The organism is Pedobacter sp. PF22-3 (assembly GCF_026239555.1).
In the GTDB taxonomy this organism is placed as follows: domain Bacteria; phylum Bacteroidota; class Bacteroidia; order Sphingobacteriales; family Sphingobacteriaceae; genus Pedobacter.
The window spans coordinates 629,261-642,028 of sequence record NZ_JAPIVP010000001.1 but is presented as its reverse complement, the minus strand read 5'-3'; the positions used below and the strand labels follow the sequence as shown (position 1 = coordinate 642,028).

The window sequence follows — 12,768 nt, the reverse complement described above, 5'->3', positions numbered from 1 at the left end:
GCCAGATTAAAATTCGTTGATAAATATGTCGTAATTCCCCAATGCTGAAGACTTTAGCAATAAGGCCTGCCAAACATTGGTAAAGGCAATATCTCTGTCTGTTTCGGCGCGGTTTAAGGTAAAAAGTGCCTGTGTAAGGTCAACCAATGTAGTAAGTCCGTTTTTGTACAAAGTGCTTTTTTGCAGATAAGCATCAGATGCTGCCTTTACCTGGATAGGTGCCTCCCTGTAATTGGCTAATGCATTGCTCAGTTTGGCTTCGGCTAGGGCCAGTTGCGCTTTTAATTGCTGATCGATAAGGTTATATTCTTCTTTTAAACCTTGACTAATGTATTCCTGCGCACGTACTTGCGGGCGATTTTTTAATAATGTGGATAGATTCCAGGTCATTCCTATGCCAATCAAATAGTTTCCGCGAGTGGGGTTTATTCCATCTGCATAACTGGTAGAATAGGCCGTTTGATCTAAGGCATAAGCAGAACTGAAACCAGAACCTTTACCCTGCACCACACCAAAAAAAGTAAATGTTGGATAATATAATTTTTTGAAATAATTAACCTGCTGCTGGCTCACCTCTACCCGGTTTTGGTAAAACTTTAATACTGGATGTGAACTTTTGATTACCGTATCTTCGAGCAGGTTACCTGGAATCCTCGTTATGGAAGTGGTATCCAGCATATACGATGTGGCTGTTAATCCCATTAAAACGCCTAATCGGTTGGCTTGTTCCTGTTCCAGATCTTTAGCTTTGGTTAAAGCGATTTTGGCATTGGAAACTTCGGCTTTTGCGAATGAAGAATCTACCCCGGCAATTAATCCGTTTTTGGCCCTGATTACGGCCGTATTTTTAAAGGTAATGGCACGATCGAGATTTTTCTGTTGCGATTTGCTTAACCTTTGCGCAGCGAGCAGATTTAAGTAGGCTGCGGAAACTCGGATTTCCTGTTGGAACTTTTCCTGTTCCAGGTCATTTTTATCTCTTTGGTAGGTAGCATCAGCAATTTTAATGCGTTCCTTGATTTTTCCAAAAGTGAAAAAATCCCAGTTTACGTTCGCTAGATAAAGTCCGCCAAAAGCGGCATTCCAGTTTTGTTTGTTTAACGCCGGACCTGAAGAAGCAGTTCCTAAACCGCCAAAGCCGTATTGTGGACCGTTTTGGCCGTTAATGGTTCCGTAATCTTGCTGTGCACTTAAGTTTAAATTCGGTAAGTATTCTCTTCTGGCTTGTTGGATAGAAGTTTTTGATGCATTGGCATAATTATCTTTGGCCTTAATGGTGCCATAATTGGTTAATGCATTATTTACCGCCTGCTTTAAGCTGAGTGTTTGTGCATTAACACCAGAAGGCAAACCGATTGATAACAGGAATGAAAGATAAAATAAAGATATACGAGGCATAGTGTATAATTTACACGGCAAATGTAAATTATGAGCGCTATATCAAAGTAATTCGGTTCAAATCAAAAATTATGCGAATCAAATAATAATCGAATTGTTACTTAAGGATTAAAGAGGATAATTGATGTGGCTAAATTGGAAAAGTTCGTCTCATAAAATTAAATTTAAAAACATCACGTTTTTAAGCGCATAGCTCCTAGAGAAATTTTTAATATAGCCTAAGATCTTTCCCCGCCAGCAGAGGCGGGCACTCCGCGAAGCTTCAGTCAAGATGACGATTTTTCTATTGGAATCTGTGAACGATAGCCTGGCGAAGGATTTTTTTAAATATCTCGCAAGAAGTTTTGACTACTTGTTTCCATTATTCCTATTGGAAATGATTCATTCACCTTACGTCATTCCCGTGAAAACGGGAATCTTAAAGCTTATGGCTCATCGACCCTCCAGTTGCATTAAGATTGCCAGCCAAGCTGGCAATGACGGTCAATGCAAAAGATACCAATGATATATCTTTAGCATTGAATTCTCTGGAATAACAAAGTCGCGTGGAATACAGATACGATACAGCCTTTATTAAAAATATGTTTACGACTCTTCCGTATATTTTTTAAAGTTATCCAGAATGGCCTGCCAGCCGCTGCGTTGCATTTCTATCGGGTGGGTAGATTCTGGATCGAAAGTTTCGGTTATCCTGGTCTGTTCGCTCAGCAGATCAAAAACAATACTAACCTTTCTTCCATCTTCTAAGGTATATTCAATTTTTTTGTGCTGATCAACTGTAGTATAAGTTCCGCCGAAATCAAAACTCATGCTGCCATCTTTTGCAGCCATGGTGTTTTTAAATTTACCACCAACCGTTAAATCGTTTTCAGCATTAGGCGTATGCCAGTCACGTGAAGCAAAGCTCCATTTGGTAATGTGATCTGGATTGTTCCAAAATTCCCAAACCTTTTCTATTGGCGCATTAACTGTGGTTTCTACGGTGATTGATGTACTATTTCCCATTTTTTTCTCTGTTTAAATTCGTAGCATAAAGTTATGGGAACTTTTGCATCCCGGAAAGTGTAAATGCGACAAAAGAGGGGGTGGAATACCCTTAATTGATTTGGCAGATTAATTCATTCTGACTAGTATAGATTCGGTTAATTGTAGGTGCGATTCTATAATAGATTTATTTTTTGTTTTTAAGGAAGTGTCACCACTTAAGAAATATAAGGCCATTTAAGTTGATATGGCCTCATATATCTTTATAATTGCTATTCAAAAACTCTTTTAAAGATGCCGATAACTGCTAAAAATGTGCATTAGAGGCAAAGAAACCTCAAATTAATGTAGATCAGTATAAATAAAGGTAACCGTGTCTCTGGATGATAAACCGCTCATGTTTCCACCTGTATAAACGGCTTTATAACTCGATCCTTTTTTTAAATCGTATGCTTTAAGCAAATCAGCATTTGCCACCAGGCTATCACCCGGCTTTACCTGTGTATAACTAGAGGCTGGAGGTGGCATAACCCTTTTGGCCATTGCGCCTTTATATTGGGCTTCTTCTCCTTTGTCATTGGTAATACTTAAGTAACTGCTCATTAAAGGTTCAAATGGCGTATGCCAGATACAGAATTTTTTTACGCTATCGGTATTGTTGTACACCACAAATCTTAACAGTAATGGCTCACCTGTGGCTACATTGCCATTTATATTTAGTTTAACTTCTAGCGAATCGGTTTTGTTGGCAGCAGTCTGACTGGTGCTTTCATTTTTTGTGCTAGCGGTATTTCTTGTCGCTTCGCTACAGGCCGAAAATAATACCAAAAGGGCTGGAATAATTAGTCTGATGTTTTTCATGCTTTATAAGCAAATAAGAACTGATTTTGTTTGAAACTGATTAAACTAAAACGATTAAGTTTCGTGTGATGCTTTTACAAGCAAAAAGCAGATATGCTACTTTGACACACCAGGAGGAGATTGTAATTTATTTGGGCAAAACTTTTAGAAATTATTGCCGTTAACTTATGATGGGATCAAGAAAGAAATCCGTTTCGTGTTGATTGGAATAAGCCAAATGCAGTAAAATTACGTTTGGTTTAATTAGTCTTTGATTGACCAAAATATTTTTTGATCCCTTTTATGAGATTAAACGTATGTAGAAATAAATCCTTAAGAAATGAAAATAAATATCGCAACAACCACATTAGTTCTCTTAGGCCTGATTGGGATAGGAACTGATGCACAGGATGCAAAACCGAAGTCTAAAAATCAACCAATTGAGGTTGGAAACAAAATTCCAGATTTTACCCTTAAAGATGATAGTGGTAAAGATTTTAAAGTGAGTAACTACATCGGGAAGAAAAAACTGGTGATTTATTTTTATCCTAAAGATGAAAGTAGCGTTTGTACTAAAGAGGCCTGTGCCTTCCGGGATAGTTATGAGGAGTTTAAATCTACAGATGCAATGATTATCGGGATAAATTCTGGTACTGTACAAAGCCATGCCGATTTTAAGAAGCACCATAATCTGCCATTTACCCTTTTAAGCGATCCTGATAATAAAGTTTTGAAAATGTTTGGCGTTAAAGATGTCATGTTTTTAACCGGTAGAGAAACTTTCCTGGTCGATCTGAATGGTAGAGTGGTGTTTAAGTTTAAAGGAATGTTAAAAGGAGATGAGCATGCCAGTAGCGTTTTAGCCTTTCTCAAAAAGAAGTAATTTTTCTCCTAAAGCCTTTCAATTTGGAAGGCTTTTCTTTTTCCTTGGATTTTTTAATGATAGATTAGAGAGCAATTTGGTACAGCAATTAAGATTTATTTCATAAAGATAAATATGAATGAAGTGTATTTATTGAATTGATAGTAGGCGAATAGTCGTCATTGCAATGACGACTATTCTATTGGAGTCTGTCAATGGTGGTGAGATATTTTTTATCAAATTATACTTTTATGTAGCAACCTTTATTCAATAAACCCGGTAGTAGCGGACATCCCGATTTAAGCACTGGGTTTATGTTATGTTTTGGTGCGCTTGCTTGTTTCACAGGTTTTCTATCGGGATAAAGCGAATAACGGGACTGTTGTTTGCGAAGGACTACTGAACGATCGTTTTCAAAAAATAACTATTAATCTGTAGCCAATTTTTTCTTTTTCCTAAACCTTTTTACCTGCCCCATATGCTCAGTGGGAATATTATCTCCCAATAATTTACCCCATGGCTTAAGGCCGTCTATCCGGTCAAAGATGATTTTCAGTACCGCAATAAACGGAATGGAAAGAAACATGCCGGGGATACCCCAAAGTGCAGCACCCATTAATACAATTACAATAGAAATAAGGGCATTGATCTGTACCTTGCTTGATACAATGCGTGGAACAAGAATATTGTTATCAATAAACTGAATCAGCGCATATGCACCGATAATTAAAAGTTGGGTAGTAAAGCCATCTTTGGTTAAGGTGGCCATTAATACCGGAAGTGCGATGGCGATAATCCCACCAATATATGGCAGCAGGTTTAATATTGCTCCGATAACACCAATAAGGATGGCATTTGGCACACCAAGAATAAGCAGGGCAGCAGAATTCATTATGGCAACCACAGACGTTTCGATCAATAAGCCAATAATGTAACTTTGAATGGCTGCTTTCGTTTCACTTAAAATTTCTGCAACTTTTTGCTTGTTCTCTTCTGAAAATACTTCGTAAATGAAGTTTAAGATCAGTGTTTTATATAATAAGATTAAAAAAGTGTAAACCGGGATCAGGAAAACTACACTTAAAACACCCATCAAACCACTTAGTGTTTGACCTATCAATGCCTTGCTACCATTAGCAGCATCATTAAGCATTTGCACCTGCTTTTTTGTAGAAATACCAAAGGTGCCTTGCAGCCAACTCCTGATCTGCTCAAGCAACTGTGATAATTTTTGTTTAATGCTATCAAGATCATCGAAAAAGTGAGCTACTTGTGATGACAAAAAATAAAATATGGCCACTATCACTAACAAACCAATGAGCATGGAAAGAATAATACTGACGATTTTTGGCATTTTTCTTTCGAAACGGTTGGTGAGTGGGTTAAGTAGTATGGCTACTAAGGCTGCGAAAGCAAGTGGCACAAGAATATCTCTCAGCACACTCATGATGAATACCGTAATTACTAATCCTAAAAGGATTACAGGTGCTTTGATGTAAAATGGGTAGGTTTTAAGCATTTTTAGATGGGTTAACCGTTCAAGAACCTAAAATGTAACAAAATTGTTTTAAAGTTTTTAGCTGTCTAAGGAATAGTTAAGCAGTCATGACCATTTTTTAGGTTTCCAATTCATAGAAATGCCAAACCATAACCAGTTATTTTATAAATTTAGCGCGCTGTTATAATCATTATTAAAAACCACCACATGAAAAAAAGTCTCCTCATAATTGCCTGTTTGTTTTTGTGTAGCCAAGTTATACGTGCTGCGGAAGTAGATACAGCATTGACCTACAGCAAATCGATGAAAAAAAATATAAAGGCTGTGGTGATTAAGCCGGATAGCTACAAAACCGGAAAAGCTTTTCCGGTGGTTTACCTGCTTCATGGAGCAGGGGGAAGTTATGCAGAATGGGCAAAAAAAGTACCTGGGATAAAAAAACTGGTCGATCAGTATCAATTTATTATTGTATGCCCTGATGGTAATGTAACCAGTTGGTATTTCGATAGTCCGGTAGACCCTGCCTGGAAATACGAAACTTATGTAGCTACCGAGCTGGTAAGTTATATTGATGAACATTATAAGACCATTGCGGATAAAAAGGGGCGGGCCATTACCGGTTTAAGTATGGGCGGTCATGGGGCATTTTACCTGGCCATTAAACACCAGGATGTATATGGGGCTATTGGCAGCATGAGTGGAGGCGTAGATATTAAACCTTTTCCGAATGGATGGGATATTTCGAAAAGACTGGGCAAACAGGATGAATTTCCGGAACGCTGGAAACAGAATAGTGTAATTGATATGATTTACCTGATTAAACCTGGATCGCTGTCTATTGCTTTTGAATGTGGTGTCGACGATTTTTTCTATAAAATGAACGTACGCTTGCATGATGAGCTATTGTACAATAATATTCAGCACGATTTTACCACGCGGCCTGGTGTACACAATTGGGATTACTGGGCAAATGCCATTAAATATCAAAGTGTTTTTTTTAGTAATTATTTCAATCAGAAACCTTAGTGCAGTTATTGGCAAAGGTTAAATCATTTTGTGTTTTTAGCCGGAAAGTTGTGTGTTTTGAGTTTTAAACTGTTGGCTTGTGGCTGTAATCATGCTGCTTGAATTTAAATTGATACATGCTTTACCTTAAAAATTAACTTTTAGATTACATACAAAATAAACGGTTACTATATTTTTGGTCTTTCTTGAAATCTTATTTATATAACAGGAAACGAAGATTTAAAACCAAAATGAAATACTTAGTCAAAGAAATCAGTGAAGGAAATTGCGATATTACTTTATTGCCTGAAAACCTGAATGATAGAAATCTTTTAGCAGAAACAACAAAAGGCCTGCAGAACGATTATCAGAAAACGATCCAATCGCATTATGAACATGCATTGAAAAATGAAGTTCATGGCAATGCTGCATTTGTTTCTCTCAATACTGAACAAAGCAATTATCCGAAAAGAGTAAATGTGAATTACCAGATTATTTTAAGCTAAAAAACTTAATTTACTACACAAAGGGGACTAAAATTTAGCCCCCTTTGTGTTTATGGTTCAGCGCTGATTTTAAACTTTAATTTTTTGCAGGTTTTATATAGCCTGTTAAAGGGTTAATCTTAAAGTACTCATTATCTTCAGTCTGATTAACTTAGCATATTTCTTCCTGCTTTACCAAAAAAAATAGCTTAACGGTAAATGCGCAAGTATTTTTTTAAACTTAGGCGTGCCTGGTAGATATAGGTTTTTACTGTCCCCTGGGGAATATTTAATTCAAGGGCTATCTCATCATAACTGTAGCCTTCAAAATATCGCTGAAATGCAGTCCTGTAATCTGCTCTAAGTGTGTTCATTGCCTTTTGAATATCCTCCAGTATCATCTTGGTTTCCGAAAGGTTATTAACAGGGCTGTTCATCAGTTTCTGATCATAGAGGCAATCGTCGCTCTCCCAGATGGCCGTACGTCTTTTTTGTTTACAACAGCTGTTGTAAAATGTGTTTTTCATAATGACATAAAGCCAGCCTCTGATATTGGTTCCTTCAGAGAAATTACTACAAGATCCGACTGCTCTGATCAGGGTATCCTGAACCAGATCTTTTGCATCATCTTCATCAGCGGTAAGTTTAAGGGCTTGTGCCAGTAATGACTGTTTATGATATTCAGCAGCTACACAGAAATTCTCTTGTTCCATGATCTATTTTTTTAACCAGTTTAAAAAATGTTCAGCCAGTGAACGTTGATTACTTAAAAAGAACTCCTTTATTTTTTTTTGGTTTTGGAGATCGGGTAGATGTTGCAACAACGGGTATAAACAACAAAGTGGAGAGGTATAAGTCGTATATCGAAAACGTATAAAATGATAGTTAGAAATCAAATACCTATCATAATTCGTCAGCATAAAAGGCTTTAGTTGTTTATTTTATGATGCTCGGTATAACCAGGTTTAACAACATTTTTTGCATGGGAAAAATAAGCCTTTTTATATTTAGGCCGTATAATTAAAAAGCTTGTTTACGCTCCCAAAGGGTGCAATTATCAAACTTCAGTACCGCCCCTAAAACTTAGGACTTCGGACTCAAGACTATGGACTTCCACTTGTACAGGTTCCTAATAAAAATGCGATGTGTTAAATCAATTTAAATAACCATTTACCACAGCAAAACGGATTAGTGATGCGGTGTTTTTAGATCCTGTTTTATCAATCAGCGTTTGGCGGTGCCCTTCAACGGTGCGTTTACTTAAGAATAACTTATCTGCCATTTCCTGGTTGGTATAACCTTCTGCAACCAGATGCAGCACTTCAATTTCCCTCATGGAAAGATCTACCTGAATTTCCCCCTGTTCAGTTTGAGCCGAAGTTTGGTGGATAAAGCGGTTAAGCAGTGTTTCGGTCAGTTCTACGCAAAGATATTTAGCTCCGCCAGCCACCGTTTTAAGGGCAAACAGCATTTCGCTTTCATTTACATTTTTCAAAATATAACCACAACTCCCTTCCATAAAGGCCTGCATCACATATTTTTCATTATCCAACATAGATAGGATAACTACTTTAATATCAGGGTAGGTTAATTTAATGGCTTTTATCAGGCTAATGCCGTCCATTTCTGGCATATTGATGTCTGTAAGAACAATGTCGGGAATAATTCCGGATGCAAGATGTTCCAATACCTGCTTGCCGTCATCGGCCTCAGCAATCACTTCAATATCAGCCTGCGATTCAAGTAACATTTTAATTCCGTTCCTTACCAGGTTATGATCTTCTGCAAGGATTATTTTTAATTTGTTCATATTAATTCCAGTTGATATCACTTAAAGCTGATTTGCTAGTACGTGAGAAAATCTATCCTTTTGTTTTCAACAATAAAAAATGGTTTTGGATATAAGTAGAACTGACCATTCAGCTTAAAAGTTTTAACTGATGATGTGATGGGCCTAAACTTATTAGTTTCTGGTATTACATCAAATGTGTAAAGACGCTTTTTTATTATCCAGGCAAAACTTCATAGTCTATTTCCTGTTGTATCATAAACAACAAAATTTATTATGGAAAAAGATCATAAAAACAACAATCTTGCAGATCCAAAAGCAGATAATACTGCGGATAAATCGAATATGCCCGATAATCAGGTTCCCCGCCATCGTAGCAATGATAGCAGTGAATTAGATAAAGTAAAAGATGGTGCTGGTATGCTCGGCCGTGAAATGGGCGAAGGAGATTACGGAGCTGAAGAGGCAAGGGCAGATCCGGATAAGGGTAATCCTGGCGAAGCTGGAAATATGCCAAATTCTACCCAGAATAACAACACGGAAGTAAAGGACTAATCTTGTGATGAGAGAATTAAAATTTGCTGACAGGGCAGGTGTTTACTAAATGCCTATCCAAAAGGTAGCAGATGAGCCATATGATTTTGTAATGTGAGATTTAGGTATTTTAGTTGATAACATACGGCAGCAATACAGAATATTTAAGTTTCTACTTCAGTCCATTATTCTACACCAACATAGCCTAATGGATTGACTCCGCTTACGGCAGAGGCGAAAACTAATTTGTTAAACCTGCGGAACGGCAAAGTCGCTGGTTATCATAAATTGCTGTTACATTTGATTATGGAAGCTGACGAGGATTTTAATTGGCCTGCATGTTGAAGCTTCCGGATCTGTTGAATTAAAAGATGCTGCATTGCGCCTGTGAACAAAAAAAAAAGCCCAACTCATTAAACGGCTCTACGCCAGTAAGGCACTATGGTGTGCAAAATAAAATTCATTAATACATTGCAAATCAGTTAATTATATTGTGGCAGTTAAAATTTAATTGGTAATTTAAAATTCAAGGTATTGTTGATGTTCAGGTAAACCAGATGTGGATTAAGAATCGCACATCTGATCACTGGAATTGCTATCTTTTTTTTCGCGTCAGATAACTTAATAAAACGAGACTGATTACACCTGTCACCAAGATCTTTTTAGTCAATCCTGCGCGGTTGTATTTCAGTTCCGACTTCCATCCACGCTCGGCAGGGATGTTGGGAATAATACCTTTTCTAAAATCATCTATAATTCCTTCCCAGGCATTTACCCGATCGGCAAGAATCAAGGGGATCCAGTGTCGGTAGCGGTCTTCGCTATGTTTAAAGGCATATCGGCGTATCATACCACTGAGACCTGAAGGAGGCGACGCATTGCCGAATACGGCGCTTAATGCGGGGCGTTCGGTGGATTGAAGTATTTCTACATCTGCAGGTTGTTGCGGCGGTTTTTCATAATCCGACCGTTTATGGTCATCACCTGTATAATTTTTCATCGGATAAGTGGGCTCATTATGCTCATCTATATCCAAGCCCCAACCGGGAATGTTTTTATAATCAAAATTGTTGGTTTCCATGTTTTAAGATTTAGTTGATGGGATAAGTACGACCTTGATACATTCATCTAGCTTAGCTGAAAAAATATGGTAGGCATCTGCTATTTCTTCCAAAGGTACTTTGTGGGTAATGAGTCCTTTAGGATCAAGCCTTCCGGCCTGTACATGTTCAATAAGTTTGGGAAGCAGCCTTTTTACTGAGGCCTGGTTGGCCCGTAGGGTAATCCCCTTGTTCAGTACATTGCCAATAGGCACATAATTAAACGGCGGACCATAAACACCTACCACCGAAACAATCCCGCCTTTTTTTACCGAATTAATTGCCCACTGTAGGGCAGTGGCGGCACCGGCTTGCATCAACGTTACTTTGCCGGTAAAAGTCTGTAACGCATTTCCTTCGGCCTCACAACCTACGCAGTCTATGCAAACATCAGCTCCATACCAATCGGTTATTTTTTTTAGAAATACCACGGGATCTTCCATCGATTTAAAATTGTAGGCTTCGCACTTTGCATAGTTCCTGGCAAATTCCAGCCGATAATCGATGTGGTCGATAATGATTACTCTGGCTGCACCAAAAAACCAGGCACACCTGGCTGCCATAATCCCGATGGGGCCTGCTCCAAAAACAACTACAGTATCTCCCTCTTTAATTCCGCCCATCTCTGCCGCCTGGTATCCGGTAGGTACAACATCAGTTAGTAAAACGGCATCATCAGGATCCATATCCGGAGGGATTACCGTTGGACCTGTGTTGGCATACGGCACACGTACATATTCAGCCTGCCCGCCATTAAATCCTCCTGCCGTATGCGAATACCCAAAAATACCACTGACTGCGGTGGCCATAGGGTTAGATTCGTGACAGTTGCCATAAAGCCCCTGTTTACAAAAATTGCATCTTCCACAGGCTATATTAAAAGGAACCAGTACCTGATCGCCAATTTTTACATTAGTTACCAGTGGACCAATTTCTTCAATAATACCGATAAATTCATGTCCAAAGGTTGAACCTACCCTCGTATCGGGCACCATTCCGTGGTAAAGGTGCAGATCCGAACCACAGATGCAGGTACGGGTAACCCTTACTATCGCATCCTCGGGATGCAAAATTTCTGGCATTGGACGCTGTTCAATTCTGACCCTGTACGGGCCACGATAGTTCATTGCTAGCATATTTTCTGGTTTTGTTTAAGTGAAATGGTTATTTAGATGGAGAATCCATGTTTCCAACTCCTTATAAAACCTGATCGGTTGGTAAAAGTTTAGGTGTCAATTACGTGTTTTTACCGTGCTAAATACCTGACAAGGCTTTGGAAATAGGATTTTGAAGGCCTTATCAAAGAGGAGTTTACTCACCATCGGCAAAAAGCAGGCTTGCCGGCGCTATAAGTATAAAGAAGTGCCGCGACGATGTTATTGTATATTAATAACAACCATTTAAATCTTTCATTCACGGGGATGGTGGTGCGAAACGTCCTTACGTGCAGCAAGCTCATTTTAATTTAAGAAATAAATAAGGAGTGAAACAGGCTCTCGGGATGAAGAATAATTGATCATGGTTCGCTGATCACGAAGTCGCTGAAAGCAAATGAAAACCGCTATTTCTCTTGCCAAATAAATCCGATATGCTGCAGCCTCGTGCTATATATTAAAAGATGTTGAGATTGAAAATGTCACCAGAATCATTCGAAAGGTTTATGCAACAGGTTAATTATGATATGTTTTTATCACGATTGATGCACCAACCTCTCGAAAATTCAATCGTTAATCTTGTATAGTCCAAACCAGGTCTTTTGTCTGATACCCCAGATCATTTGCTTTTTTTAGGTAATCTGCCTTTACCGCATCCGGAATATGCTTAGTGCGAGACAGTATCCAGAGGTAATCCAGGTTATTTCCGGCTATAAGGGCGTATTGGTAGTCTTTATCGATTTCAATTACGTTGTACCCTGCGTAAAAAGGGCCAAAAAAGGAGACTTTTAACCGAGCTTCATCATTACCTTTCACAAATTTGGCTTTTCCAATGCTCTGTTTCCATTTGTTTTTGACCATATCGTATCCCTTATTATCTACCCTGATAGATCCGTCGTCATTTTTTGAATAGGTAGCCGTTACATTCTTTAGATTTTTTTCGAACTTAAAATCCATTCTGGCAATTTCGTACCAGGTGCCCAGGTATTTATCTTTGTTAAATGGTTTAACTGCGGTTGCCCCATTGGGAATTGAAACTTTACAGCTTGTATAGGTTGCTGCTACGACGGCTAATGTGGCAAGCAAAAGTGTATTTCTATATATTTTTTTCATGGTTGT

General features: G+C 38.3%; 13 protein-coding genes. 4 read left to right on the top strand and 9 right to left on the bottom strand.

What is annotated here, in order from left to right; all coding sequences use genetic code 11:
- Positions 1 to 6 precede the first annotated feature (6 nt).
- From OQX63_RS02715 to OQX63_RS02705, 3 genes are all read right to left on the bottom strand, one after another.
- The gene (locus OQX63_RS02715) at positions 7 to 1,398 is read right to left on the bottom strand and encodes a TolC family protein (protein WP_265849349.1); all 1,392 of its coding nucleotides are present in this window, start codon (positions 1,396 to 1,398) and stop codon (positions 7 to 9) included.
- Between the two features lie 585 nt (positions 1,399 to 1,983).
- Entirely contained in the window at positions 1,984 to 2,403 is a 420-nt protein-coding gene (locus tag OQX63_RS02710; protein WP_265849348.1) for an SRPBCC family protein, read from the bottom strand.
- 321 nt (positions 2,404 to 2,724) lie between these two features.
- Positions 2,725 to 3,243, bottom strand: coding sequence for a protease (locus tag OQX63_RS02705; protein ID WP_265849347.1), 519 nt, complete (start codon positions 3,241 to 3,243; stop codon positions 2,725 to 2,727).
- Between the two features lie 319 nt (positions 3,244 to 3,562).
- Between OQX63_RS02705 and OQX63_RS02700 the strand changes: the two genes are divergently transcribed.
- On the top strand, positions 3,563 to 4,105 hold the full coding sequence (locus OQX63_RS02700; protein WP_265849346.1) for a peroxiredoxin: 543 nt from the start codon (positions 3,563 to 3,565) through the stop codon (positions 4,103 to 4,105).
- A gap of 406 nt (positions 4,106 to 4,511) precedes the next feature.
- On the opposite strand, the gene OQX63_RS02695 is transcribed toward OQX63_RS02700, so the two are convergent.
- On the bottom strand, positions 4,512 to 5,603 hold the full coding sequence (locus OQX63_RS02695) for an AI-2E family transporter (RefSeq protein WP_265849345.1): 1,092 nt from the start codon (positions 5,601 to 5,603) through the stop codon (positions 4,512 to 4,514).
- Between the two features lie 186 nt (positions 5,604 to 5,789).
- On the opposite strand from OQX63_RS02695, the gene OQX63_RS02690 reads away from it, so the two are divergent.
- Together OQX63_RS02690 and OQX63_RS02685 are read left to right on the top strand one after the other, a co-directional pair.
- Entirely contained in the window at positions 5,790 to 6,608 is an 819-nt protein-coding gene (locus tag OQX63_RS02690) for an alpha/beta hydrolase (RefSeq protein WP_265849344.1), read from the top strand.
- Between the two features lie 230 nt (positions 6,609 to 6,838).
- A complete protein-coding gene (locus OQX63_RS02685; RefSeq protein ID WP_265849343.1) occupies positions 6,839 to 7,093 on the top strand; it encodes a hypothetical protein in 255 nt (84 codons plus the stop codon).
- A gap of 188 nt (positions 7,094 to 7,281) precedes the next feature.
- Here OQX63_RS02685 and OQX63_RS02680 read toward each other — a convergent pair whose 3' ends face one another.
- Positions 7,282 to 7,785 (bottom strand): RNA polymerase sigma factor, encoded by a 504-nt coding sequence (locus OQX63_RS02680; RefSeq protein WP_265849342.1) that lies wholly within the window; start codon positions 7,783 to 7,785, stop codon positions 7,282 to 7,284.
- A 440-nt stretch (positions 7,786 to 8,225) separates the two neighbouring features.
- A complete protein-coding gene (locus OQX63_RS02675; RefSeq protein ID WP_265849341.1) occupies positions 8,226 to 8,882 on the bottom strand; it encodes a response regulator transcription factor in 657 nt (218 codons plus the stop codon).
- Between the two features lie 255 nt (positions 8,883 to 9,137).
- Here OQX63_RS02675 and OQX63_RS02670 point away from each other — a divergent pair, with 255 nt between their 5' ends.
- Positions 9,138 to 9,416, top strand: a complete 279-nt coding sequence (locus OQX63_RS02670; RefSeq protein ID WP_265849340.1) for a hypothetical protein — start codon at positions 9,138 to 9,140, stop codon at positions 9,414 to 9,416.
- A 574-nt stretch (positions 9,417 to 9,990) separates the two neighbouring features.
- Here the strand turns inward: OQX63_RS02670 and OQX63_RS02665 are convergent.
- The 3 genes from OQX63_RS02665 to OQX63_RS02655 all read right to left on the bottom strand — a co-directional run bounded on the left by OQX63_RS02665 (position 9,991) and on the right by OQX63_RS02655 (position 12,762).
- Entirely contained in the window at positions 9,991 to 10,476 is a 486-nt protein-coding gene (locus OQX63_RS02665) for a hypothetical protein (protein WP_265849339.1), read from the bottom strand.
- Positions 10,477 to 10,479: 3 nt separating this feature from the next.
- Positions 10,480 to 11,631 carry a zinc-dependent alcohol dehydrogenase gene (locus tag OQX63_RS02660; protein ID WP_265849338.1) on the bottom strand — a complete coding sequence of 384 codons (1,152 nt, stop codon included), beginning with the start codon at positions 11,629 to 11,631 and terminating at the stop codon, positions 10,480 to 10,482.
- A 591-nt stretch (positions 11,632 to 12,222) separates the two neighbouring features.
- Entirely contained in the window at positions 12,223 to 12,762 is a 540-nt protein-coding gene (locus OQX63_RS02655) for a lipocalin family protein (protein ID WP_265849337.1), read from the bottom strand.
- Positions 12,763 to 12,768: the final 6 nt, after the last annotated feature.

What these genes read in the sequence shown, in the direction of transcription:
- OQX63_RS02715 (WP_265849349.1), bottom strand. Translation starts at nt 1,398, where the DNA reads ATGCCTCGTATATCTTTATTTTATCTTTCATTCCTGTTATCAATCGGT.
- OQX63_RS02710 (WP_265849348.1), bottom strand. Translation starts at nt 2,403, where the DNA reads ATGGGAAATAGTACATCAATCACCGTAGAAACCACAGTTAATGCGCCA.
- OQX63_RS02705 (WP_265849347.1), bottom strand. Translation starts at nt 3,243, where the DNA reads ATGAAAAACATCAGACTAATTATTCCAGCCCTTTTGGTATTATTTTCG.
- OQX63_RS02700 (WP_265849346.1), top strand. Translation starts at nt 3,563, where the DNA reads ATGAAAATAAATATCGCAACAACCACATTAGTTCTCTTAGGCCTGATT.
- OQX63_RS02695 (WP_265849345.1), bottom strand. Translation starts at nt 5,603, where the DNA reads ATGCTTAAAACCTACCCATTTTACATCAAAGCACCTGTAATCCTTTTA.
- OQX63_RS02690 (WP_265849344.1), top strand. Translation starts at nt 5,790, where the DNA reads ATGAAAAAAAGTCTCCTCATAATTGCCTGTTTGTTTTTGTGTAGCCAA.
- OQX63_RS02685 (WP_265849343.1), top strand. Translation starts at nt 6,839, where the DNA reads ATGAAATACTTAGTCAAAGAAATCAGTGAAGGAAATTGCGATATTACT.
- OQX63_RS02680 (WP_265849342.1), bottom strand. Translation starts at nt 7,785, where the DNA reads ATGGAACAAGAGAATTTCTGTGTAGCTGCTGAATATCATAAACAGTCA.
- OQX63_RS02675 (WP_265849341.1), bottom strand. Translation starts at nt 8,882, where the DNA reads ATGAACAAATTAAAAATAATCCTTGCAGAAGATCATAACCTGGTAAGG.
- OQX63_RS02670 (WP_265849340.1), top strand. Translation starts at nt 9,138, where the DNA reads ATGGAAAAAGATCATAAAAACAACAATCTTGCAGATCCAAAAGCAGAT.
- OQX63_RS02665 (WP_265849339.1), bottom strand. Translation starts at nt 10,476, where the DNA reads ATGGAAACCAACAATTTTGATTATAAAAACATTCCCGGTTGGGGCTTG.
- OQX63_RS02660 (WP_265849338.1), bottom strand. Translation starts at nt 11,631, where the DNA reads ATGCTAGCAATGAACTATCGTGGCCCGTACAGGGTCAGAATTGAACAG.
- OQX63_RS02655 (WP_265849337.1), bottom strand. Translation starts at nt 12,762, where the DNA reads ATGAAAAAAATATATAGAAATACACTTTTGCTTGCCACATTAGCCGTC.